The organism is Paraburkholderia sp. BCC1885 (genome assembly GCF_900996235.1).
GTDB lineage: Bacteria > Pseudomonadota > Gammaproteobacteria > Burkholderiales > Burkholderiaceae > Paraburkholderia.
This window is the reverse complement of the sequence record NZ_CAAJGM010000099.1, coordinates 58,984-81,297: the sequence shown is the minus strand read 5'-3', so window position 1 is coordinate 81,297 and position 22,314 is coordinate 58,984. Positions and strand designations below refer to the sequence as shown.

The following is a 22,314-nucleotide window of genomic DNA, read 5'->3' as shown; positions in this document are numbered from 1 at the left end:
CGGTCGTGATCATGCGGTGGGATAGGCATGGTGTGGTCTCAAGGAATGCGTGGCGGCTAAAGCCGGTCATGTGGTTGTTCATGCCCGCCATGTTTGTGGCGGTATGGACGCACTACGACTGGCTGACGCACTGCGACTGGCTGGGAACGGTACGGGAGCGGCTTGTGCCGACTGTAGAGGCGAGGGTGCCCGGATACCCGCTCGATGCGGCGAGACCGGAAACGCACGATGCCAGCGCGCTGCAGCCGCACGATGTCGTCCCCAGCGGGACCCGCGCGGCTGCTCGGGCCCGAGGCGGCGGCCAGCGAGCACCTGATGGCTGGGCAGGCCTCGATGAGGGCGTCGGGCATCCGGGTCTCGCCCGACAGGGTGGTGGCGTTCACGCGCAGGCACTGCCCCGTAGGGATGATGCCGGCGAGGTTACACGCGTGACGGGGCGCAGCGCGTTGGCCAGACGCAGCGCTGCATTGATTTACCGGTAAGCGACGTGCGCTCCAACGGTGGTCGCCGACGACGGCAATGGACAGAGCGGGGAAAGGCATGAGGAAAAGTGGAAAGTGGAGCGGTTTTGCGGCCGGGCTATTCGGGCTGGTGCTGAGCTGGACGGTGCCGGCGTGGGGACAGGCGAGTGCGATTCCCGAGCCGTGGATCGCGTACGCGCAGCTCGTGGGCCACCAGTTCCAGGTCTGGCTCGAGGCGGACGACGATACCGCGAACCAGTTGCACGGGTACCTGGAGAACCGGATCCTGAACGCGAAAGGCGATGCGCCACCACCGGCCATCGTGATCCGCGCGTGGATCGATCCATCGGGGCAGGTCAGCAGGGTCGATTTTGATTCGCTTGGAGATCCGAAGGCTGACGCGATCCTGCGCCAGTTGCTGACGACTCATCCAATCACCGAGCCGCCGCCGTCCGACATGCGGCAGCCCTTGCGTGTCAGATTGCACCTGGAGGCCAACCCGGATGCGCAGGCGCCCGCAAGCGGATTCTGCGGCGCGCGGGAGGGGTGCCCGGAGGAGCAGGCAGGATGAGACGGCGGGCTGCTACGGCGTTGGTCATTGCGGTGCTGACGGCGATCGCAATGTCGGGGGCGGCAGGGCAGACGACGCGCGAGCCTGTGATGATTGCTCCGTCGAAGAAGATCGATGCGTTCGCGCTCGAATCGAACGCGACGGGTGTCTTTGTGAACGATACCGACGTGCTGACTGCGCGGCATGTGGTTGAGAGCTGCCAGTCGCTGTTCGTGATCAAGGATGGTCAGGTTGCGCGGGCGACGGTCAAGGCGGTGAGCCCCGACCACGACCTCGCGGTGATCACCAGCAGGATCAGGCCCCTGCTTGCGGCAAGCTTTGCGAAAACGGACGACGTGAGCGCTTCTCAACCCGTATTTGCCGCAGGTTATGAAGTGCTGGGGCATATGACCGATCGGGCGGACACGATGTACAACGCGTTTACGCGCGACCGGCCTGCCGGATCTGCTGGGGAGTTTACGCTGATCTCCTCGGCGACCAACGGGGCAAGTGGGAGTCCGGTGCTTGACCAGGGAGGGCTCGTGGTGGGACTGGTGACCGAGCGGGCCAGCGCATCGGGCGATGATCCGCGAGCCTATGTGACGCGCTCCGGCGCGGCCAGCTACGTGATTGCGGTGTCGGGCGATCCGATCAAGGCGTTTCTCAGGGCGAGTCAGGTTCCGTTCAGCGAAACCGATATGGCACAGCTCGAACCGATGCAGGCACACGCGCCACGCGCGGCGACGGTGGAGGCGGGTGTGTTATGCGGTGGCTGACGGAGTGCGCGAGGCGCGCTCGCCGGACTGGCGGCAACGTTCCTGTGCGTAGCCTGCTGAAGAGGAACCAGGGGAATGGATATGAGAAGCTGCTGGTGCGGAAACGCCGGATTAACGCCATTCAACGCGCAATGTAGCGCATGCGGTGCGCTGGTTTGGACGGCCCGGGATGTCCGCCGATGAACCGCAGGTTCATAACGACGACACCGACTTCTACGGAGCCGGCTTCATTGTCGGATCGATTGGCGCGCGGCGAACAGATAGAGAAACTGACGAGGCTGATGCTCGAATCCGGGGATGACCGTAGCAAGCGGGCCGGGCAGACCGAGACGTTGACGAACCTGCAGAAAGAATCCGAAGCCGATCGTGCGGATCGGACCCGGCAAATCGAAACGTTGACTGCGATGGTCCGCGAGGCGCAGACATCCGGGGTTGTACCCGATGAAGGGTTGAGCGTCACCCCGAATGATGACAGACGTTGTTGCGGCTGCTTCGCGCAACCGTTTCTCCGCTTTTCTGCGCGATCTACGCACGCGGCTCAGGTAAGCCATCTTATGGAGGACATGCAAGATGATACTTCTCGGCGCAGGAATAGGCTTTCTTGTGGGGGTCCTGTTGATGCATTGTCTTGTTCGTACGCACCTGGCGACAGGTGCCGGTGTCGTTGCGGGCAGTGCGGCTGGCGCGACGTTTGGCGTCCATTCGTCGATGGCCGACGCGTGGCGCAATGCCGGCGTGCGTCGTGCAGAAGGCGACCAACGCACGCAGGAAATCGATCTCCAGTGGGAGCCCGGCCGGGCCGTACCGTTCATGTCAGATCCTCTGACACCGCCGGCTCAGGCTGGAATTTTTCGTCCGCGACGGGCGCGCCGCGCCGTGGCGCCGCTGGAACGTGCCGGGCGAGACGGGTTTATGAGTGCGGCGCGCCTGCGTCGGCGGCACGGTTCGACCGCTCGGGACAACACTCGCGCCATTGCGTCCGGTCGGTGGGTAGCGCACGAAAACACCAGATAGGTGCGCGCGTCAGCGGGCCGAATTCCGGATGGGTTCGGAGCCGGCAATCTGAATGGGATACGCCTGCGCATACGGTTGTTGGTTGAATGCTGCCATGACGGAGATCTGGCGGGAGCGACTGCGGACAATCGGATGGATTGTATCCGGCGTCCTGCTGATCGCATGCCTGTATCTACTACTCTCGAACGTCTCGCTGACCGGCGCCGTGCCGCGACGGCCCGACAGGACGTCCGTCACCCTGTTGCCACCACCTGCACCTGCGCCATTAACGCCCTCGCGTCCGCCAGTCAGGCGAAGCTTGCAGCAAACGAAAGGCGTGACCCGGGTCGGGCAAGCCCCAACGCGCACGGCCAGGCCGCTGCCAACCCGGCCGGCGCCCAAAGCACTTGCGCCCGCGGTAGCCCGGCCGTTGACGATAGATACACCCCCCGAGCCGAGTTCCTACCATGTCCCCCAAGGCGCCAATGAGGGATTCGTCATTGGCGGTGGCGGTGACGGAGGCAATGGCGGCGGAGGTGATGGCGCAGGCGGATGCAACGCCGTCAATGCCAGGTTCTATCCCACCATGATCAACTCACAGCTACGGAGCGTGTTCACACGTAACGAGAAAACGGATAACCGCACATTCCAGGTCGAGGCTCAGCTCTGGTTCGACTCGACGGGACACGTGCAACGAGCCCGGCTCACCGGCTCGACCGGTGACACCAGCCTTGATGCGGATATCTCGCACCTGCTCGGCGACGTCAATATCGGTGAGAGCGTTCCTCAATGTTTTCAACCAGCGACGGTCTGGGTGAGCCAGCCATGGAACGATTTGATCGCGCCCGGTGAAAAGCAAACCAGTCAGAAGAAGGTGGGATCGAGGGATGTTCTGATATGGCGAACTACACCGCGACAATGATGGTGTGTCTCGTGGAGAAAGGCACGTCCTTGAATCCCGAAGAGACAACGATTTCAACTCTGATTGGCGAGGTGCGTGACTGGATGCCTCATCGCAGAGCGAGCGTGGCGCGTGGCCAGCGACGCGCCGACCGCCGTAACGGCGGGCCCAGATCCCGGCGGCGTGGCGTTGCGCGCGCCATATGGGTGCCGCGCGTTCCGCGCGTAATCGTCGGGACAACGGGGCGGCACAACGCCGCCGCTCTCCAGTCAGTCCCTGCACGCGTTCGGCTTACTGGGACAGCTTCTGACGATCGGCTATACTGAATGTGTCACTGAAACAGCAGTGACCCGGGGTGACAGCCGGAATGCCAAAGGCGGACGACCGCCGCTGCGCGGTTTTTTTACGTCCGCACATCAAGAGCCTGCTTCAATGGTCGGGCCTTGGTGGGGGTGCGTTCGCGCACGCCGGTTTCCTTTGGCGCCGGTCTGTCAACCTCGCCTTGTGCCCGGCCACCTCGTTTGACAGCGGGGTGGCGGGTCTTAACCCAGCCAAAGGAGGCGCCATGCGTGCCGTGATATCTGCTCGCCCCGAGCAAACGTGTGTTTCGAACATCACCCCTGAAGTCATAAGCAACGTCTTGCGTTCAGTTGCGCCACTGCCGGTACGGAGGTGAGCCATGTTCACAAGGCGCAGTGGAACTGGTCTCACCGACAGGGAAGAATTGGTTGAGTTGATTGATCTGGCGCGCGGCCAGTTCGCGCATGCCAGCTGGTCGTTTGCCGATCTCGGTGCGATCTTCGATGCGATCGAAGCCGCAACCGCGAGCGGATCGCTGGCGAGCCGGCTCGCGCATCTCGGTTCGAACGTGTGCGAAGACCGCGATAACGAGTTCGACCGGTGGCGGTCTGAATATGGCAAACACGTCGAGCACTTCTGTGCAGTGCCCAGAGCGGCAAAGGGACGGCGTCGTGACCGGGACAAAAATCGATAGCCGGCAGCGCTCGGAGCAGGCCGCCTTGTAGCGGGGATGCGGGTGTGATCCACCGTCAGCACAAAACTTGTGGGACGATGTCAGGGCGCCTCGCTGGATTGCGGTCGCACCGTGCTGCCCACCCGGCAAGAGCTGTCCGGTCGCTGCGTATTCTCTCGCAGGGGGCGTCGTCGTGGTGCCCGCCTGCTGTTTTTCGTCCAGGCATCGTTAGCGCACCGGCAACCGGGGTCTCTCGTAGCTGCCTCGTGAGGGGGCTCGAGGACAGGGCTGCAAACGGTTCGCCCTTTAGTCAGCCGGGCGTGATCACGCGCGCTGCACCGAAGCGCAGTTGGTGAAAAATCGTCGGGTTCAGGACGCTGTTTTCTTCGTGCGCTTTTTCGCGGGGGACCGGGTTTCCGTGACCATGGTGATGGCTTCATCCAGCAGTCTTTCGAGCGCGTCCTGCTGCACGGCGGTGAGTGCCAGAAGCTTTTCGTGAATCCGTACTGCGCGGTCGGCCGGCGCCGTACCTGCTTCGCCAAAGAAGTCCACCAGCCTGCAACCGAGAAGAGTGGCCAACTGGCTGAGTCGCTCAAGACTTGGCGCGGAGACGCCACGCTCTATGTGGGAGAGCGACGCCTGAGCGAGGCCGGCCGCCTCGGAGAGCTGTTCCTGCGTAAGCCCCCGGGCACGGCGTCTCTTTGCAATTGCCTGGCCGACTGCGAGGGCGAGCTCCCGCTGTTCGCCGTTGTGGTCCTCCACCGGTACCCCCTCAAGCAAAGTACCGGAGTGTGCGTTTTCGTCATCAGTCGAAGAAGAACTTAATACTGATAATATGTGTAAAACGATATGAATATCGGTGTTATGTTGCCTGGGCATCTGTGAAACAGGTATCGCTGGGCCGTTTCTCCTTCGCCCCCGCACTCGCCACAAGGCAGGAATGCCGGCGTTTGCGTTCCGCAAACCCGGGATGTAATGGGTGGACTTGTCCAGGAGCGTCCAGGCAGAGCGACCGATGCGAGCCAACCCATGTTATTCACGATATGGCGTATGCGTCTGGGAGTCTGAACCCGGGCGTTCGGCCGACACGTACCACAACGGTGTTCGGAACCCTCCTCGTGAGCGTGCAAAAGTGGTGGCTCGAATGATGTCCTCCTTCATGCAGCGTCTGCGCGATGCCTGGAAGTAACGTATGTGTGGCCTTCGTGTCGCCCACTCACCCCCCGGTGAGGAGTAAGGATGGAGCGCAGGGCGGCACGGACCAAATATAGGCAGGAGGTCTTTGGTCCGCCGGTTCAATGCAGGCGCCAGTGTGTCGCCTGCCCTTTTACGGGACTTCCTTTGCGGTCGGCGGGGCGGTCCAGTCTCCGGACTCGGGTCGCTGGGTAATCCGTTCGAGGGGCTGTGCTGCCTGAGTTTCCACGAGTCCGCAAATGAGCTCAGCAAACGGCACAATATTTCCGTACGTGCTGGCCTGCTCGAGGGCTGCGAGGTATTGTTTTCGCGACTGCACGGTCACGATGGTCCACGGGTATCCGCCGGTCGTGAGCAGGGCGTTCATGAGAAAGCGACTGAGACGACCATTGCCATCCATATAGGGATGAATGAATACGAATATGAAGTGACCCAACACCGCGCGCACGCCCGGATGCACCTCGGTGGCCAGTAGCTCGAAAAGCGTTGGCATGCACTGTCGCACCGCTTCGGCAGACAAAGGCACATGCAGGGCGTTGCGGATAAAAACCTGGCTATTCCTGTAGCCTGCGAGGTCTTCGGGCTTGAGGATACCGGCGGCGACACTCGGGGAAAACAACGTCACGTACCATTGAAAGAAGTCTTTTTGCAGGGATTCCGCCGCATTTTCGGAGTTTTCGACAACCTGGGCGATCAGCGCGCGCACGCGCTTGTGCGTCTCCTCATACCCCTTCGCCGCCATTGCCTCCTGTGTCTGCCTGTCCTCAGGATTGGTGAGCGGGCTCCAATCTCCGGCGCGTACCTTTTCGATGAGCGCTGCACTTACGCGGTAGCCTTCGATGGAAAGCGAGTGATAAGCGTCGGCGACGTACCGTGCGCTGATATCACGAATAAGCGCGTCCACGTCGGTGGGGGCCTGGCGCGGTATGTCGGCGAAGCGGGCGACCACTGGCTCTCGCATGCTCGCCCACATCGCCCTGATACGCTGCACATATGGCGATTCGTCAAGGCGTCCTGCAATAGTCGCCAACGGCTTCTCGAAAGGATTTACCTCGGTGACAACGTAGCCGGCCGCCTTGAGCGTCGCAATCAAATTGTCCGCATCGCCCGCACGTCCAACCACCCGCAATGCCCCGGCCATCCGCCCACTGATGACGCTATGACCACCGACGAGCAGTGCGGCGATGAGGTCGGTGAGGTCAACCTGTCGCAGCACTATTTGAGCCGCGAGCGGTTGTTTTTCGAAAAATGCCGGGCCAACCCTGACGAGTGCTTCGGCCACTGAAATCAACAATAGCCCGGTGGGGCTGGTGGTACGCCGTGTTGCAAGTGCTCCCCGCTTTACCTGGTAGAGGAATACCGAACAGCCATGAGGCAGCTGCAATAGCTGGTTATTGGCTTTCAGGGCGTGAATGACAATCTGTTTGCCGACGCTTGTGTAGCCGCTGTGCCGAAGGAGCGAGAGCTCCGGGCTCACCTCCCAGTCGCGGCCGAAACGGCCCGTCGCGTACGCCGCGATGAACGCTTCCATGTTCGCATACCAGTGCGTGGAGTCTCCCTCGCCATCCGTCGGGTTGTTTGGCAGGTACCAGCCAGGGCTAATAAACTTGAGGAGATTTGCCTTGACGAGACGCTCCCGATGCACGCGTGTAAGCTCAGGATGAGCACTCGCCCGGAAGACCGTTATGCCTTGGTCCTGAAGTCCCTTCAGCACCGACAGCGATGCTGCCAATTTCTCGTTGGGCGTTGCCATAGTGGCCTGTCCAGAGTATCGCAATAGTTTGATGCCACACTATAGCAATAGTTTGATGCTCTGTCGGCGCAATAGTTTAATGCTGTCTGTCCGCAATAGCCTGATCGCAATAGCCTGATGCATTGACGGACTTGCGCTGGAGGGGCCGAGGCCCTGGACGTGGATTCTGCCCTTGGCCAAACCAGGCCGCCCGGCGGGCGTCTTCCGCGACCAGTCGGCGCTAGCGCACCGCACCGACGGACCGTTTGACTGCATATCATCAGGCTTCCAGTCCGGGCGTGCGTCTTCTACTTTCTGCCGTGTCCTGGACCATGGAGATCGCCTCGTCGATCATCCTTTCGAGCGACTCCTGTTGCGCGGGCGTGAGAGCGGCGAGTTTCTTGTGAATGCGCATCGCCCGATCGGCTGGACCAGTGGCAGCCTCGTCAATCAGATCGGTGAGGCGGCAGCCGAGAATCCCGGCGAACTGTGCGATCCGCTCGAGGCTTGGGGCGACGGTGCCCCGTTCGATGTGTGAAAGGGACGCCTGCGCAAGCCCCGCGGCCTCCGAGAACTGGTCCTGTGTGAGGCCACGCGCCTTGCGGCGCACGGCGATGGTCCTGCCAACCGCCCTGACCAGCTTCCTGTTCTTCTGCTCCTGATCCACCGCCCGTCCTACTTTCGACTGCAAAGCAGGGAGTGTGCTTTTACGGGAGTACTTGAAGAAGTACCTTATACATAATAATATGTGTAAAACGATATGGAGATTGATCGTTCGTGCATTGTGATCGTCCGGCGTGGGGTGCGGTTTTCCTGTAATTCCCCGGCTTTTCAGGCTGCCCGTTCGAGCTTCGCGGGAACACCGTTCGCGCGTGGGTGTGTTGCTGCGCGGGGTGGAGTCGCACGATGTCTGGGCGGGAGTGCGCGATGGACGACACCGTAGACAGAAGGTACGCGGTCCAGCGACCCGACTGGACGCAGGCGGTCGTGACCGTGTGGCCTGTTGCGCCACTCGACATGTCGGGGATGATTTCGGTCGCATGCACATGCTGCGCCACAGTCTTCGTTGCGTTCATCGTCACGGCGGACGTGGGGATCGTTGTGTCGGCGCTCTGGGCGTTTTATCTGGGCTGGCTATTTCTCTGGGGCAGGCACAACCGGGGACGGAGGGTGTTGCAGCTGACCGTGAGTCCGGTGGCAATTGTTTGTATGAGGCGTGGTGTACCCGTGGAGAGTATCGCGGTCGGGTCGATCGTCCGGATCTACCTAAGCGCCCCGGGTGCGAAGGAGATCGATGTTCACCCGTGGCGGGTGGGACGGGTCGATCCGGGCAGTCGCATTGCAACAGGACGCTCTGTTGCCGGGCGCTCGTGGCAGATGATGGTGGAAGGGGACGACGGCGCCAGACACTGTATGGCCGGTGGCATGGTGCTGACGGTTGCGTTGACGGTGGCGAAGGCAATCTGCGCCGCCGCGCCGATGTAGATCGGTGGATCTTGGGATGGCTTTCGGGGTTCCGCGATCCTCGGAATTTTTGGAACCCGCTCGCCGGCTGATGTCCGGCGAGTTTTTTTACTGGTCAGGACAAACGGGGCCGTGGCGGGGCAGATCAATGTGTGGCGGATGACGGCGAGCTGCCCGTCCGGCTACGCGGCATTTATCGGGGGCGGGCAGTGATGAACGATCGACTGGGTGAAGACAGAATGGCAACGTACCAGGAATTGCTGGCGACAAAGGCAGAACTGGAGCGGCGGATCATGCAGGCGCGCGAGCTCGAGATTGCACAGGTCATTGATGCGATCCACCAGCAGATGGCTGAGTATGGGATCACGATCAACGACATCCAGGATGACAACCAGCGACGTATCGGAAAGAGGCGCCGTCGACCAGCGAAATACCGGGATCCACAGACCGGTTCGACGTGGTCCGGGCGTGGCCGGCCGCCTCTGTGGTTCGACAGGCAGAAGGAAGAGATGTTTGTCATCCGGTGAAGTGAAAAACTGTTGGGGACCTGTGAGGAGGCTGCTCACGTCGCCGCAGCGAACGAACTTTTCGCCATGATGATGGCAGGCGTGTGTCCCCGGGCAAACACCCGCAATGAAAGTCGGATATCAGCCAGCGCACCCGCGGTGTGGCGGCTGCGCGCGTGTGTGACAAGCGCACGGGTCGACATCGCCTGCTCTCGCCGTAGCAATGTGCGCAGGCAAGGCAAATGTGGGAGGTGGAGCGGCTGGAAACAGTCGCTGCCAGGCTGAACGTGCGTCCCGGCACGCTTCGCCGCAGCGTGCCCGCACCACTCATTCATCGGCGTCCTTGCCCGCGCCCATCAAAGCAGATCTCACCCCAGGTCATCCTGAAATGCTGGCGCCCGTCTGGCCGACGTGCTGTACGACCCGCACTGGCTGATCGTCGATGTTACGGGTGGAGAGGAGCACGGCTGGACGGCGTCAAGCTGCCGTCGTGCATGGAACTGGACCAATACGTGCCCCGCGTGGCGACGCTGGTCGCCTGTGCTGGCAGTGCTTCGTGCGTCATCTTTACAGCATCCGGACTGAGGCGTCCGCGTGCCGGCAATGTTCATGGACCGGATCGTCTCGCGTAACACCGGGACCGGGTGGTCGTCGGCCTTACGCGGGACCTGCTAGTTCTTGCGTCACGTCCGTTATGGTCAGTGCCGGTGCTCAGGCGAGGTATGCCGAACAGCGCGATGTTGGCGCGGCGAGCGGTGATGCTGCTGGCGGTGAACGGTGCGAGCGCTGTTGTCGTCGCGATGCACCGGTTCAGCGAAGCTAAGGGTTGGAGCCGTGAGCGTTATCAGCAGCACACACGCCAGAACGACTTGCCTGTTCATATATTTCTCCAGCAGAGGGAAGGGGGTGGGGCCGCCTGGCTAGTCGTGATCGTGGTCATGCCCCTGGTCGTGGCCCTCGTGGTAATCGCCGCCACCGCGGTGGTCATCGTCCCTGCCTGGGAAAAAGCATCCGCTCAGACTGCTCGTAAGCGACAGCGCAATCAAAATCCAGATCAGTGTTCGCTTCGTCATGACTATTCCTTTGTGTTCGTTTCTATCCGGCCAATGTGAGGTCAGTCCCGGGGCGTGCAATTTCGCAGGTGCCCGGGATTCCTGATCCCGGTTGTCGGGGCTTGCGAGACCTCACGGGGTGTAACTGCAGCAATTACTGGTCCATGGTGTACGTGATGGTCCCGGACAGGCAGTGTAGTTCATACGGGGTTCGCGGCCAGTGAGGAGGACACGCCGCATATCGGTGTGTTCGTTTATGCACTCCACGACTATCGCAGGGTCCGGGATGCAACAGGCGCTCAGGCGGGAGTTTGCGATACCTGTCCTCGCGCGATGGATGCGGTCATCGCCGTCGCTGGGTGAGCGGGATGGCATTTGCCGGATCGGCGCACGGCAGCGGCCCCGATTCGGGACCCGTGGTGTTCGGATCGGACCGTAACCCGGTGCATTCCGGTGTCCAGGCGCGCCGGTGTTTCAATCAGACAGGATGCGGTTTTGGTAGTCCCATGGCGAGCGCTGCACCTCCGACGATCAGCAGGACGGCTAGCAGCAGGCTCCATGATGGGTCCGTATAGCCGAAGACGATGAGTAGCAGCGTGGAGAGTAGCGGTGTCAGATACGAGAGGGCACCAAGCAGGGTGAGCATGCCGTGCTTGGTTGCGTGGTCCCAGAACAGGAACGCCGCACCGACAGGACCCAGGCCGATTAGAAGGAGTACTGATGATTCGAGACTCGTCGGCCAGACTGTATTTTCCAGCAGGAAATGGCATGCCGCGCCCGCGATGGCGACTGCACCGCAGACGCCGACAACCATTGCGCTTGGGACGTGACCGAACTGTCGGTTGGCGATGGAATAGCCGGACCATATGATCGCGCACAAAAGCGCTGCCATGTAGCCCGTCAAGGCCAGGACACCGGTGCCGGTGGCTGCGGGCGCCGATCTGGCGAGCAGAAGTATCACGGCTGTGCCGACCAGGCCGCAGAGCGCGCCGGCAAGGTGGCGCACGCTCAGTCGCTCTCCCGATCCGGTTGCGGAAAACAGCACGACAAGCAGAGGCCACAGGTAGGCGATGAGGCTTGCCGTGGCTGGAGACACGGTACCGAGCGCATAAAAGTAAAGGGCGTGATATCCAAAGATCGCTCCGAAGGCGACCAGCCACGCCTTCTTTTCCTGACGCAATAGCCGGAGTGCTGCCGGGCCGCGCGCTGCAAGAAAGAGGAGGCCACCCAGGAAGGCGGCGCTGAAGGTCACCGCAAGGATCTCGAACGGTGGGAGGCATTTGACTGTGACCGTCAGGGCTGGCAATGCACCCCATAGTGCAAGCGCCAGCACGCCGATGAGGGTCGCCTTGAGGGTGGTCTGTCGGTCAGCGCCGTGGGTCATGGATCACGTCCGCAGAAAAAGTCGTGTCATGCGGCGGGCGCCGTGCACGAAGCGCGATTACGGCCGCCGCACAGACAAAGGCAGCGGGCTTTACACTGCGGACGATAAAATAAAGGGCGATGCCGTTTAAGTCCATATTTTTATCGCAGGTGCGATGACATGCATGATGATTTAATAGCAACGAGAAACACGGATTCGGGTCAAGAAATATTCACGATGCGGGTTTGCGAAGGGGCTAGCATGGTAATTCGCACCGCAACGATATTGCCCCGAGCGAAAATTCCGGGGTACTACCGGGGTGGCATCAGGCGTCTTCCTGACATGTACGTCCGCAGTAGGGCCTTGTAGGCGGCCTCGTCTTTCGGGCAGGGCCGCACGCCCGCTGCGACTGCGTAATCCGGCGCGAATGAGCCTCGAAAGTATTCCGAGGGTTGATGCGTGAGCCCGGCGGGATTTCGTTGTTTTTGATAAAAGCGGCCGAACGCCCCGTGAGGTTAAATCGCCATGGCATTTCCGAATCGGCCTATCGCTTTTGTTCTGGCTGCGAGTAATCATGGCAGCATGATTGTCAATCGCAACGATTACCATATGGTCGACGCAAGAAACGGATATGGCGTCGGATTCCAGATATTGGGTAATTCGTGTTTCGATCAGAATGAAATCCAGTTCGCACTGGTGCTGCTTGATTGTCGCCGGAAGCATTTCGGCGATGGCATCGTCGCGATCGATGGTGGGGCGAATATCGGTGTGCATTCCGTTGAGTGGGCGCGTCACATGTACGGCTGGGGGTCTGTCCTGGGGTTCGAGGCACAGGAGATTGTGTATTACGCGCTCGCCGGCAACATTGCGGTCAACAATTGCCTGAACGCACGGGTGAGGCTCTCCGCGCTCGGCGAGTTTCCGGGCGAACTGGTTGTCCCGCAACCGGACTACTTCCGTCCGGCAAGTTTTGGAAGTCTGGAACTGCGCCGCCGCGACCGGAACGAGTTTATCGGCCAGACCGTCTCTTATGAGACCACCTCGGGCAACGTTGTTCCGATGATCAATCTCGATTCGCTGCGACTGGCGCGTCTTGATCTGGTGAAGCTCGATGTCGAGGGCATGGAGCTTGAGGTTCTGCGCGGTGCGCGAAGGGTGCTGGAGAGATATCGCCCGGTGATGCTCATTGAAGTCATCAAGTCGGACCGTACCGCCATCGAGGCGTTTCTGATTGACCTTGGCTACCGCACGTTTCCGGCGGGGCTGAATGTGCTTGCCGTGCATTCGACGGATCCGACCCTGGAGCAGATCGCCTGTCGTGATGGAATGACCATGGTGGTGAGCGATTGAGCATGCTGTCCCGGCCGGTTGACTCTTGCGCTGCGCCGGCTTCGGGCGGCAAGCGGCGGCTAGCGCCGTCGATCCCGGTCGACGGGTCAAGGCGATGGGGCTGCGCGGCAAGACAGGCCGCCCGCATTGAATGCAGGCCGCCTTGTGCGCAGTCAGGATGCAATGGATGCGACCGGGTGACGGGAAGCGCTGCAGCCGTCCAGGCAGGGGAACAGGGTGATGAATACGCGGGAAGCACAGATTGAAATTGGGCGTCTCAATTCGCTCGGGATGTCCCGATCCGCAATATTCTCGCGGTTGACCGGCCGGGGCGTGAGGGACAGCAGACTGGCGTGGCTTGTGGCGTCACATGTTGATCCGCGTCGTCGCGCCGGGAACCAGCGACACATCAGGATCGTGATCGCCATTGCGCTCGTGCAGGCGGTCATCGGGTGTCTGCAGGCGTTTGGCATTGGCGAGCAGATTGTGCCCGGCACCGGCTGGGTGACAGGTGCCGTCACGCTCGCTGTCGGACTGCTGTTTGCATGGGGATTTTACAGGAATCAGGCCGGTACCTATAACGCCTACCTGTTGATGGCGATGGTGCAGTTGCCGTTCCAGCTGGACGGCTTCTCGGCCGCTCCCGCCGGGACCACCATTGGGGTGGCCACCGCGCTGGGATTGCTGGCGTATGTGTGGTGGGTGAGAACCCGGGTGTTTCCCGATTTCGCTTTCCTTTCCCCGAGGAGGATCAGGGGCAGCTACATTTTTTCTGAGTGACGGTATTCGATGCTGGCGCACCGGTGAACGATTTGCCCGCGGGGCCGGGCGATGGTGGTCGGCATAAAGTTAAACAGACAAATCCATAAAGGATGGCTCAACATGTTCTGCACGCGTGAGGCGGCTGTCTCGCGTAGGTCGTCTTGCCGGCAACGGCGGGTGATGTCCCCGCCGATTGTTCGTTCGGGGCTGGCACCGCGTTGTCATTGCGCTCGGGCCACTGCCCGGCCGCTTTCTCACAGGTGGTCTGCCGCGAAGGGCCTGAATCATGCACCTCTGCGATGAGCCGGGAGAAGCGTGCGGGCGGCCCATCGACATCGACGAACGAAAGGCCACGCAGCGCGAGGGATTTCAGGCGCTGAAGCGGTACGCGGGTGACATTGTCGCCTGCCTGCCAAACGGCCTCGCAGTGGCAGACGCCGACCTTCGCGTGCTTGGCTTCAACGAGACGTTTCGCATCATGTTCGGGATGCGGAGTGGAGCAGGGTATGTCGGGCGCAGGCTGGACGGCATTGTGCCTCTTATGGGGATACGCGATCAGGCCATGGCGATCCTTGATGGCCGGGCGAGCTCGGCGAGCATGGACTGCGCATTCGGGGAGACATGGTTGCGCATACGGCTGACGGCCATTCGGCCCGCACAGGAAGATGACGAAGAGCAACGGCTACTCGTCATCGCGGAGGACATCACCGGGGAGAAAGCACATGCTGCGCGTGTCGAGCAGCTTGCCTTTTACGACTCCCTCACCGGCTTGCCTAACCGCACGCTCTTCCTGGAGACGTTGCTCGCGACACTGGTGAGCGTCGGGGCAGGTGGCGAGTCGTTAGTGGTGCTGTACATGGATCTGGACCGTTTCAAGGAAATCAACGATACCCAGGGGCACGTCGTGGGCAATCAGGTCCTCCAGGAGATTGCGGACCGCTTCCGTGGCGTGGCACGCGCGGGGGAGATGGTGGCGCGGCTGGGCGGTGACGAATTTGCGATCATTGCACGGAACAGGGGTGTGCAAGGGGCGGTGCATATCGCCCGCCGATTGATCACGCTCGTAGCAGAGCCGCTGGCGTCAGTGGAGCGGACGGTAGGGATCAGCATCGGGCTGGCGGCTTACCCGGAGGACGGACAGACAGCCGACGACCTGGTCAGGCATGCTGATCTGGCGATGTACCGAGCGAAAGCGGCGGGCGGCGGTTATCGTCTCTATCATCCACAGATGAGTGTCAGTATGGACGCACGGGCGCAACTGGCCCGCCCGCCTGGGCGTGAAATCGATGGCAAAAGGCTGGAACTGTACTACCAGCCGCAACTGGATTTGCGTACGGGCGCGTTGATCGGTGTCGAAGCGCAGTTGCGCTGGTTCGACATGGAATCTGGCTGGGTGGATCCCGCCGGGTTGATTGCCGTTGCGGACGAGCGCGGCGGAAGTGGTGCACTCGCCGGCTGGACGATCGAGGCCGCCTGCAACCAGGTGAGGAGCTGGCAGCAGGCCGGGCTTCACTTGCCTGGTCGTCTAGCATTCAACCTGTCGGTGCGACAACTGGAAGACACGGCTACCACTGCCAGGATCGTGTCGGCTGTTGAGTCCGCGGGTCTGACGCCGGCAGCATTCGAAATCGAGCTGACCGGGAGCGGGCGCATCGGCAACGTGAACGAATCGATCGCGATCATGGAGGCACTTAAGGTGGCGGGTTTCACATTCGCCCTTGATGATTTCGGGGGCGCTTACTCGTCATGGACGCATCTGCAGCACCTGCCCGTTGACGGGCTGAAGATTGATACGTCGCTTGTGCGCCAGATACTTGTCGCGGCGCGCGGACGCACGATCGTGTCGGTTTTTGTCGACATGGCGCGATCACTCGGGATCCACGTAGTGGCCTCAGGCGTTGAGGCCCAGGCGCAGGTGCAGGCACTGATTGAACTGGGGTGTACCGAAGCCCAGGGCGGCTGGGTCGGTGAGCCGTTACCGGCCGCTGCTTTCGCGGAAAAATGGCTGAAGGCATCTGCGTGACGTCGGCTTCTGTCACATGTGCTCGCCGGGTAGGCAGCCAGGAGGGAGGGGCGTAACCGGTCGGGCGGGGATGTGGTCACAGAACCGGCTTGCCGGTCCATGAGGATGTCGGGCATCGGCGCGCAGATATTACGCAGGAGGTATGCTCGCCGGGTGCCTCCGTGGATCGGCTTGCCGCAAGGCGGTGTCATGTTCACGCAGGCAAGCCGATTCCGTGACATGGCCGCAGGTTGACGTGAGTCCACGCGTTCGGCCTCGTGCGCGCCACTGGGGTCGCGGTCACCGGGCGGGGGGTAAGGGCGATCGCAGGGAACCTGCAACAAAACGACTCAGGCGGTCGTCTGCCGACAGCACGGCGTGCGCGGGCGCTTTCGCGAGTTGCCGGTCGTGCAGGTTCACGATGGCTTCGAAGAGTGGGTAACCGGCGTCATCGAGCATCCAGATGCCGGTTTCGTAGCCCCAGCGGTTGGCCCGCTCCATGGCATCTTCGGCCTCGTGGAACTGGCTGAATGACGGGGTTCCGTACCCGGCTTCCTGGAGGAAATAGGTCAGGTACATGGCGCGAGCAAGATTGACCAGAAGCTCGGCTGTGCCGGCACCGCGGCGCACGCTGAGAAGCGAGAGATGATATTCAAGCAACAGGTTACGGACGGTAGCCGCAGGCAAAGGCAGCAGCATGGCCCGGTGCGAGGGGTGCGAGGGGTGCGAGGGGTGGCCTTCGATTTGGGCGACTTGCGGGGTTGTGCCATTCGGTGTGGTGTGTGAAGCGATGTTCGGACGTGCGGAGACGTGTTTGGGAGGGTTGGGCGAGGTGCGCGGCGCTATATGGCGGTGGCCAACTGGCAGCCGGGCTGCGCCGCCAGATACTGCCAGCGACGAATTCTACTCGTGGATCATCAGGTGCGGGTTCAGGATCGATGCCACGATGATCGCGGGCGTGTGGCTTGTTCGTCGGCGTGCGGCTAACCGGCTACATTGCTTTTTTGACGTGTCGGCTGAAAGGCCCGGACGGCGCAGCCAGGGGCCCCGGGCAGTTGCCGACGGACGCGGGAGAATACCCGCGCGGCGACCTGGATGAAGTTCGACCTACAGACCTATACAGTGACGGGTGATGGGAACATGGATTTCGATGTCGTGTGTAACGAGCGGGCAGAGTATTCGAATGGTCCCCACGCACATGCGGACGACATGCTGTTCGTGCCGCTCGATGGGGTGTTTTCCGTGTCGTCGGATGGGCGGGCCCGTGCAGATGTTCTGGCGAGCGGAAGTCTCTGGCTGGTCCCCGGTCACAGCGTTCACCAGGTGATGGCCAGTCCCGGGCAGCGGCATCTGTGCTACTACCTGGACATGGGGCGAATGCTCGCAGCGGGCCATACCGATGACGGCGCGTCATTGAGTGATTCTCGCAAATGGGGCGTGTCCTCGTTCCTCATGGACCTGCTGCGGTTGCGGGGGCATCTTGGACGCAAGTCGGTGGGCGCGTCCGGACTGCGGGATAAGGAAGTCGATCAGATGATTCTTCGCGAAGTGGGAAGAATCGTCACATCGGTGCCACCCGCACTGCATGGTGAGCCCGGGGCGGTGGTGCGTGAAGTGAAGTTGTTCATTGCGAACCACCTCGATGCCGATCTGTCGTGTGAGGCGCTCGCGCGCCAGTTTCGTACCAGCGAGCGCACGCTGGCGCGATGGTTTCACTCGGAGCAGGGGCAGCCCATCGCGCAATACGTTCACCAGACCCGTGTGGCGGAAGCCCGACGGTTGCTGGCCTCCACGACACTGACGATTGTGGATATCCAGGGGACCACCGGATTTTCTACGGCCTCGCATTTTGCCTATGCGATGCGCCGGGCGTTTGGCGCATCTCCCCGGCGCCTTCGCGAGGGTGACTGGATCTGGCAGGAATTCGACACTCGGCAGGAATTCGATACTCGGCAGAAATTCGACATGTCTGGCAGTTCTACGACATCGGGTACCAGGCAGGGCGGCTAGCCTGCGGGAGACGCTGGAAGGCCCGGCAGGAGCTGGCTTGAAGGGCCCGCACACGGGCCCAACTGGCCGGTCTTGCTGGGGGTTGTGCTCCGGCGTCGCGAACCGCGCCGGTGGCCATGCTGCTGGCGCTTCCCGATCTCACGCATTCCTTCTCCGCCCGAAAGCACGGAGCCACTGGATACGGAATGTGTCAGGAGGCTTCAGCCATGAACAGCATGAGAAAGATCGTCGACGCCGAGATTGCCCTTGTCTCCAACCCCGACGCCAGGCAGGCGCTGTCCGATTCGTACACGCAGGCCGCGGACGCAGCACAGTCAATCGAGCGCTTTTTCGAGGACTTCACCGCTCGCGCGTGGGGTGATCAGGCCCGGCGCGTGTTTTTCCGGAACTGGCGCAGCCCGGGTACGGGCGCGGCGAGCTTCTGCGCGCTGACCTTCCGCCTGCTCGAGGCTGCGGAAAAGTCTGCGCAGGGCTGGCAGCGCGAGCTGCTCTATCGTTGTGCCACCCGCCTCTCCGAAGTCTCGCATGAAGATGTCGGCATCGGAGGAACCGATCACCAGCGGCTCTACGACGACTTTGCAACCCGCCTGGCGGGTTCCGACGAGTGGAAGCTGGACCGTTATCACATCCCCGGTCTGAAGGCGTTCGTCGGCTTCTCGCGTTATTACAGGCAGAACGGCGACGATCTGGGAAGGGCGATGATCATTTCGTTACCCGAGGAACTGTACAACCACGGCGAGTTCAGTTTCGCGGCGGCGAAGTTCTCGAGATGGCATCGTGACGTGCTGCAACGCCCGGAGCAGTCGTGGAAGGAGGATCTCAAGTTTATTCACGACCATCTGGGCGACACCGAGCGCGGCCACTTCGCGTCGCTCGTTCGTGGCTTCGAGGACTACTGCTCGGCAGTGGCATTCCAACCGGACTGGAGTCTGCTGCGGGAGGCGAACGTCGGTCTCCTGGAAGACATGGCTGAGTACTATCGTGTGCTCTTCAAGCGCCTTGTCGAGGCCGATGCGCGCGACAGGAGCGTGGCACGCGAGCGAGCGATTGCCTGATTGAATACCTATCAAGGCGGGAGACGGCGGTTGATGCATCAGCGCTACCGGTGGTGGATCCTGGGCGTATCCACGCTCACGCAACTGGCCGCGGCCCTGGCAAGCCAGGGCATTGGCGCATGGGGCGTCTATGCCCAGGATGTTTTAGGGCTCTCGGCGCGGCAGATCGGCGCGCTCGCCACGGTGTCGAGCCTGGTGCCGATTGTCGGGCTTGCCCTGATCGGACCGGTACTTGACCGGGTTGGTGAGCGCATGCCGGTTTTCCTCGGCATGCTCGTACTCGCCCTGTCGATGGTGTTGCTCTCGGCTTTCACGGGCTACGGGGCGCTCACCGCTGCGATGCTGCTGATGGGAGCGGGATACAGTCCAATCCAGCCGGGCGGGAGCAAGGCGATCTATCACTGGTTTCCCGCGCAGGAGCGGGGCCTTGCGATGGGCATACGACAGGCGGCCTTGCCGCTGGGCGGCGCGTGCGCGGCGCTTTTTTTCCCGTCGCTGATTTCGCGTGCCGGCTGGTCGGCCGCCCTGGTCATAGCCGCCGGGGTGATCGCTGGCGCCGGGCTGATCTATCTGCTGGTGTTCCGCAACGCACCGGGGGCCGGCCATCGGCAGCGGTGCGCCGCGCCGGTGTGGAGCGCACTGGCCGGGCATTTCCGGGAGCCGGGACTACGGCGCATTGCACTTGTCGGAGCGATGCTCGTCAGCGGGCAGACAGCCGTCTCGGTTTTCTGGGTCCTGTTCGTGCGGCATCGTTTTGGCGTTGCCCCACCAGAGGCGACCTGGTCCCTGTTCGTCGTCCAGATGAGCGGTTCTCTCGCCCGCATCGGGCTCTCGGCGTTGAGTGATCACATCGCTGACGGGCGCCGCCGCGTTGTGCTTTTATGCCTTGCGCTGATGCCGGTCGCGCTGCTGGTTGGAGCACTGCTCCCCGCCTCGTTCCGCGGTTTGCCGGTCGTGGTCTGTTCGGTTGTCACGGGCGTGTTCTGCTTTGGCTGGTATGGGCCGTGGATTATCTGGCTGTCTGAGTCAACCGGCGATGAGAACGTGGGAGAGGTGATCGGCGGCGCCATGGCGATCAATCAGTTGGCGATAGCAGTTACACCCTTCATATTCGGGCTGGTTGCCGATGCGACGGGTACGCCGAGCGCGCCGCTGCTTTGCCTGTGTGGGACGCTCGGAACGTTCTTCGCCTGGAATCACCTCTATCCGGTTTCGCGCAGGGCGAGTCAGCAACGGACGTCCGCAGGTCGGCCAACGGAGTGCTCTGTCGAGACTTCGCCCCGTGGATGATGGTTCGCAAACGAGCGCAGTCGTAGCCCCCAATCCCGTGATCGGAAAGTCGAGCCTGATGGCGATTTCCTCAATACTCAACCGCGGTTACCGACCTTCAGGATTACTGGCCTGCAGCGTTCGCACAAGCTGCAGGGAACATTGCAAAAGGGGAAGCGACTGTAAGCATGTCCGCGCCGCCGTCCGTGTAACTACGCTAATACTGCTCCCCGGAGGGCAGGTCGTTGAGCGCAATCTGGCTACGTTGTGAGGAAAACCGGAATCATGTTGCGCGGCGCCGTGGCAACATCCAGGTACATGCTTTCACGAACGGACGCCCGATGGTGATTCTGCTTATCCGCGACTGCGGTTATCGACCTGCTCTTCGGGATTTCCGGTTTGCAGGAAGTTGGCAAACGCGATCAGTTCTTCCCGTTTTTTCTTCGAGATCCCTCCAAACATAAGGATCAGTCGGGAGAGGTCCCCGTCGTCGGCATAAAAGTATGCGACGGGCACACGCAGGACTTTGGCAAGACGGATCGCAAACGGATAATCAACCTCGTGCACGCCCAGTTCGTACCGGTTAATACGGGTGCTGGCGACGGACGGATCCAGCCCGGCCTCGATGCCGAGCTTTCTCTGCGACAGGCCGGCGTGAAGCCGCGCTTCTTTCAGGCGCGTCCCGAACACAGAAGATTCTGAAGCAGACATGCAGTGATAGCCAGGTACGAGCGAGGCTACGAATATCGTTGCAAATTTACGCACGGCATACTACGATATTCGTAGCATTGCCCGCGTGGTTGGTGACTTGCGCGCGGATCAGGGGGCGCGATGAACGGCGTACAGGCGGGTCTATTCGCCCCGCATGCTGTAGCACAGGCCGATTGGCTACGTCGACGGCGCCGACGAGTTTCAGAACGCGAACGGCCACGGCCGCTTTGAAACGACAGACTTCGGGAGACCCGACCGGCAAGAGCGTGGCTTTGAGCATCCGTTCGCGCTGGCTCGCGGCATTTCGGAGAAGACTGAAACATTCCTGAGCGCAGCCTACGACAGTACCCGGATATGTTTGAAGGCCTATGGTGCCTGGGCAGGGACAGATGGCAGGAAACATCGTGGAAACGCATCGACTCGACCAGAAGCATGTGGCGATCCTTTATCCTTCGGCATGGATAAGAGCCTGGTGCTTTCGCTGCCAGGTGTACGTCGCGTTGGCGACGGGAGAGCTGACCCAGTCGACGTTTGTTGGCGAGGGGAGATCAGGAAGGCAGGCCCGTGACGCGGCGATACGCAAAGCGCAGGAGGCCGTAAAAAGCCACAGGATCAGCTACTAGCCTGACAAGGTACCAACCCGCTGCCGCGACGAGGCGTGTCCACTTACTCCCAGGCGATCTTCGGAGTTACCCCTCACGTCGGCCGTGCTGTCGTGCCTAGCCTCCATCGGTGTGGTCGCCTGTCAGGCGGCGCCTGCTGCTGACCGGCGGGTCCGACCTGGCTGGAGATGGCATGGTGCGGCGCCTCCATGACCAGAAGGACATACAATGGGGCTGTCCGATTGCGCTGGTGGGACAACTGAACTGGGTCGGCGTGTAGCGGCCATCGCCCCAACGGTGGTGTTATTGCGGCGGGAGTTGGTGGCGGGCTATCTACACAGTCTGGAACCGACGACAAGCGGAAATCGTGGAAAGTCGCGGTAATCCCGAGGGATCCGGTTTCTCCGTCAGCGGACTACGGAGATTCCGGGTGACGATAGCAATCAAACGTGAGGCGCAGATCCGCTCCTGCCCCTAACAGGGCAGCGCGTCGAGTTCGCCGCAGTCGAACGGAGCGATCGCATCGTTGCCTCAGATACCCATCACGATACGGGCGTTGCCTGGGCCTGGATCACGCAGACAAGGCGGTTTCCGACAGCGACGACAGAT

General features: G+C 61.8%; 21 protein-coding genes. 14 read left to right on the top strand and 7 right to left on the bottom strand.

Annotated features, from left to right (window positions below; genetic code table 11):
- Positions 1-80: 80 nt before the first annotated feature.
- The 3 genes from FQ755_RS08055 to FQ755_RS08045 are packed head-to-tail and all read left to right on the top strand — an operon-like array spanning position 81 to position 1,787.
- Positions 81-482 (top strand): hypothetical protein, encoded by a 402-nt coding sequence (locus FQ755_RS08055; RefSeq protein WP_144152894.1) that lies wholly within the window; start codon positions 81-83, stop codon positions 480-482.
- A gap of 58 nt (positions 483-540) precedes the next feature.
- Positions 541-1,032, top strand: coding sequence for a YbaB/EbfC family DNA-binding protein (locus FQ755_RS08050; protein WP_144152892.1), 492 nt, complete (start codon positions 541-543; stop codon positions 1,030-1,032).
- The gene (locus tag FQ755_RS08045) at positions 1,029-1,787 is read left to right on the top strand and encodes a serine protease (protein WP_144152890.1); all 759 of its coding nucleotides are present in this window, start codon (positions 1,029-1,031) and stop codon (positions 1,785-1,787) included. The genes FQ755_RS08050 and FQ755_RS08045 overlap by 4 nt, the downstream gene beginning before the upstream one ends.
- Positions 1,788-2,014: 227 nt before the next feature.
- On the opposite strand, the gene FQ755_RS08040 is transcribed toward FQ755_RS08045, so the two are convergent.
- Positions 2,015-2,287: a hypothetical protein gene (locus FQ755_RS08040; protein WP_144152888.1), complete on the bottom strand. Its 273-nt coding sequence runs from the start codon at positions 2,285-2,287 to the stop codon at positions 2,015-2,017.
- 1,079 nt (positions 2,288-3,366) lie between these two features.
- Between FQ755_RS08040 and FQ755_RS08035 the strand changes: the two genes are divergently transcribed.
- On the top strand, positions 3,367-3,702 hold the full coding sequence (locus FQ755_RS08035; RefSeq protein ID WP_144152886.1) for a hypothetical protein: 336 nt from the start codon (positions 3,367-3,369) through the stop codon (positions 3,700-3,702).
- A 658-nt stretch (positions 3,703-4,360) separates the two neighbouring features.
- Positions 4,361-4,675, top strand: a complete 315-nt coding sequence (locus FQ755_RS08030; RefSeq protein ID WP_144152884.1) for a hypothetical protein — start codon at positions 4,361-4,363, stop codon at positions 4,673-4,675.
- Between the two features lie 348 nt (positions 4,676-5,023).
- Here the strand turns inward: FQ755_RS08030 and FQ755_RS08025 are convergent, their stop codons facing one another.
- From FQ755_RS08025 to FQ755_RS38035, 3 genes are all read right to left on the bottom strand, one after another.
- Entirely contained in the window at positions 5,024-5,416 is a 393-nt protein-coding gene (locus FQ755_RS08025) for a helix-turn-helix domain-containing protein (protein WP_260858416.1), read from the bottom strand.
- A 565-nt stretch (positions 5,417-5,981) separates the two neighbouring features.
- Complete coding sequence (locus FQ755_RS08020) at positions 5,982-7,601, bottom strand: Fic family protein (protein ID WP_144152880.1); 1,620 nt, start codon at positions 7,599-7,601, stop codon at positions 5,982-5,984.
- Positions 7,602-7,860: 259 nt separating this feature from the next.
- Positions 7,861-8,247, bottom strand: a complete 387-nt coding sequence (locus FQ755_RS38035; protein ID WP_260858415.1) for a helix-turn-helix domain-containing protein — start codon at positions 8,245-8,247, stop codon at positions 7,861-7,863.
- A 260-nt stretch (positions 8,248-8,507) separates the two neighbouring features.
- On the opposite strand from FQ755_RS38035, the gene FQ755_RS37225 reads away from it, so the two are divergent.
- From FQ755_RS37225 to FQ755_RS08000, 3 genes are all read left to right on the top strand, one after another.
- Positions 8,508-9,065, top strand: coding sequence for a hypothetical protein (locus tag FQ755_RS37225; RefSeq protein ID WP_186308455.1), 558 nt, complete (start codon positions 8,508-8,510; stop codon positions 9,063-9,065).
- A 191-nt stretch (positions 9,066-9,256) separates the two neighbouring features.
- Positions 9,257-9,571 (top strand): H-NS histone family protein, encoded by a 315-nt coding sequence (locus tag FQ755_RS08005; RefSeq protein WP_144152874.1) that lies wholly within the window; start codon positions 9,257-9,259, stop codon positions 9,569-9,571.
- A gap of 701 nt (positions 9,572-10,272) precedes the next feature.
- Positions 10,273-10,662 carry a hypothetical protein gene (locus FQ755_RS08000; RefSeq protein ID WP_144152872.1) on the top strand — a complete coding sequence of 130 codons (390 nt, stop codon included), beginning with the start codon at positions 10,273-10,275 and terminating at the stop codon, positions 10,660-10,662.
- Positions 10,663-11,080: 418 nt separating this feature from the next.
- Here FQ755_RS08000 and FQ755_RS07995 read toward each other — a convergent pair whose 3' ends face one another.
- On the bottom strand, positions 11,081-11,986 hold the full coding sequence (locus FQ755_RS07995; protein WP_144152870.1) for a DMT family transporter: 906 nt from the start codon (positions 11,984-11,986) through the stop codon (positions 11,081-11,083).
- Positions 11,987-12,490: 504 nt separating this feature from the next.
- Between FQ755_RS07995 and FQ755_RS07990 the strand changes: the two genes are divergently transcribed.
- The 3 genes from FQ755_RS07990 to FQ755_RS07980 all read left to right on the top strand — a co-directional run bounded on the left by FQ755_RS07990 (position 12,491) and on the right by FQ755_RS07980 (position 16,079).
- On the top strand, positions 12,491-13,315 hold the full coding sequence (locus FQ755_RS07990) for an FkbM family methyltransferase (protein ID WP_144152868.1): 825 nt from the start codon (positions 12,491-12,493) through the stop codon (positions 13,313-13,315).
- Positions 13,316-13,534: 219 nt separating this feature from the next.
- Entirely contained in the window at positions 13,535-14,074 is a 540-nt protein-coding gene (locus FQ755_RS07985; RefSeq protein WP_144152866.1) for a hypothetical protein, read from the top strand.
- A gap of 268 nt (positions 14,075-14,342) precedes the next feature.
- Complete coding sequence (locus FQ755_RS07980; RefSeq protein WP_144152864.1) at positions 14,343-16,079, top strand: putative bifunctional diguanylate cyclase/phosphodiesterase; 1,737 nt, start codon at positions 14,343-14,345, stop codon at positions 16,077-16,079.
- A gap of 279 nt (positions 16,080-16,358) precedes the next feature.
- Here FQ755_RS07980 and FQ755_RS07975 read toward each other — a convergent pair whose 3' ends face one another.
- Positions 16,359-16,757, bottom strand: coding sequence for a hypothetical protein (locus tag FQ755_RS07975; protein WP_144152862.1), 399 nt, complete (start codon positions 16,755-16,757; stop codon positions 16,359-16,361).
- Between the two features lie 396 nt (positions 16,758-17,153).
- Between FQ755_RS07975 and FQ755_RS07970 the strand changes: the two genes are divergently transcribed.
- The 3 genes from FQ755_RS07970 to FQ755_RS07960 all read left to right on the top strand — a co-directional run bounded on the left by FQ755_RS07970 (position 17,154) and on the right by FQ755_RS07960 (position 20,413).
- Positions 17,154-18,068: a helix-turn-helix domain-containing protein gene (locus FQ755_RS07970; RefSeq protein ID WP_144152860.1), complete on the top strand. Its 915-nt coding sequence runs from the start codon at positions 17,154-17,156 to the stop codon at positions 18,066-18,068.
- A 116-nt stretch (positions 18,069-18,184) separates the two neighbouring features.
- A complete protein-coding gene (locus FQ755_RS07965; RefSeq protein WP_144152858.1) occupies positions 18,185-19,123 on the top strand; it encodes a hypothetical protein in 939 nt (312 codons plus the stop codon).
- Between the two features lie 33 nt (positions 19,124-19,156).
- The gene (locus FQ755_RS07960) at positions 19,157-20,413 is read left to right on the top strand and encodes an MFS transporter (RefSeq protein ID WP_144152856.1); all 1,257 of its coding nucleotides are present in this window, start codon (positions 19,157-19,159) and stop codon (positions 20,411-20,413) included.
- 333 nt (positions 20,414-20,746) lie between these two features.
- Here FQ755_RS07960 and FQ755_RS07955 read toward each other — a convergent pair whose 3' ends face one another.
- Positions 20,747-21,103 carry a helix-turn-helix domain-containing protein gene (locus tag FQ755_RS07955; RefSeq protein ID WP_144152854.1) on the bottom strand — a complete coding sequence of 119 codons (357 nt, stop codon included), beginning with the start codon at positions 21,101-21,103 and terminating at the stop codon, positions 20,747-20,749.
- Positions 21,104-22,314 lie beyond the last annotated feature (1,211 nt).

Coding starts and splice junctions, on each gene's coding strand:
- FQ755_RS07960 (WP_144152856.1), top strand. CDS start 19,157: ATGCATCAGCGCTACCGGTGGTGGATCCTGGGCGTATCCACGCTCACG.
- FQ755_RS07980 (WP_144152864.1), top strand. CDS start 14,343: ATGCACCTCTGCGATGAGCCGGGAGAAGCGTGCGGGCGGCCCATCGAC.
- FQ755_RS07955 (WP_144152854.1), bottom strand. CDS start 21,103: ATGTCTGCTTCAGAATCTTCTGTGTTCGGGACGCGCCTGAAAGAAGCG.
- FQ755_RS08035 (WP_144152886.1), top strand. CDS start 3,367: ATGATCAACTCACAGCTACGGAGCGTGTTCACACGTAACGAGAAAACG.
- FQ755_RS07995 (WP_144152870.1), bottom strand. CDS start 11,986: ATGACCCACGGCGCTGACCGACAGACCACCCTCAAGGCGACCCTCATC.
- FQ755_RS08000 (WP_144152872.1), top strand. CDS start 10,273: ATGCCGAACAGCGCGATGTTGGCGCGGCGAGCGGTGATGCTGCTGGCG.
- FQ755_RS08050 (WP_144152892.1), top strand. CDS start 541: ATGAGGAAAAGTGGAAAGTGGAGCGGTTTTGCGGCCGGGCTATTCGGG.
- FQ755_RS07975 (WP_144152862.1), bottom strand. CDS start 16,757: ATGCTGCTGCCTTTGCCTGCGGCTACCGTCCGTAACCTGTTGCTTGAA.
- FQ755_RS08005 (WP_144152874.1), top strand. CDS start 9,257: ATGAACGATCGACTGGGTGAAGACAGAATGGCAACGTACCAGGAATTG.
- FQ755_RS37225 (WP_186308455.1), top strand. CDS start 8,508: ATGGACGACACCGTAGACAGAAGGTACGCGGTCCAGCGACCCGACTGG.
- FQ755_RS08020 (WP_144152880.1), bottom strand. CDS start 7,601: ATGGCAACGCCCAACGAGAAATTGGCAGCATCGCTGTCGGTGCTGAAG.
- FQ755_RS07970 (WP_144152860.1), top strand. CDS start 17,154: ATGAAGTTCGACCTACAGACCTATACAGTGACGGGTGATGGGAACATG.
- FQ755_RS07965 (WP_144152858.1), top strand. CDS start 18,185: ATGCTGCTGGCGCTTCCCGATCTCACGCATTCCTTCTCCGCCCGAAAG.
- FQ755_RS07990 (WP_144152868.1), top strand. CDS start 12,491: ATGGCATTTCCGAATCGGCCTATCGCTTTTGTTCTGGCTGCGAGTAAT.
- FQ755_RS07985 (WP_144152866.1), top strand. CDS start 13,535: ATGAATACGCGGGAAGCACAGATTGAAATTGGGCGTCTCAATTCGCTC.
- FQ755_RS08030 (WP_144152884.1), top strand. CDS start 4,361: ATGTTCACAAGGCGCAGTGGAACTGGTCTCACCGACAGGGAAGAATTG.
- FQ755_RS08045 (WP_144152890.1), top strand. CDS start 1,029: ATGAGACGGCGGGCTGCTACGGCGTTGGTCATTGCGGTGCTGACGGCG.
- FQ755_RS08055 (WP_144152894.1), top strand. CDS start 81: ATGCCCGCCATGTTTGTGGCGGTATGGACGCACTACGACTGGCTGACG.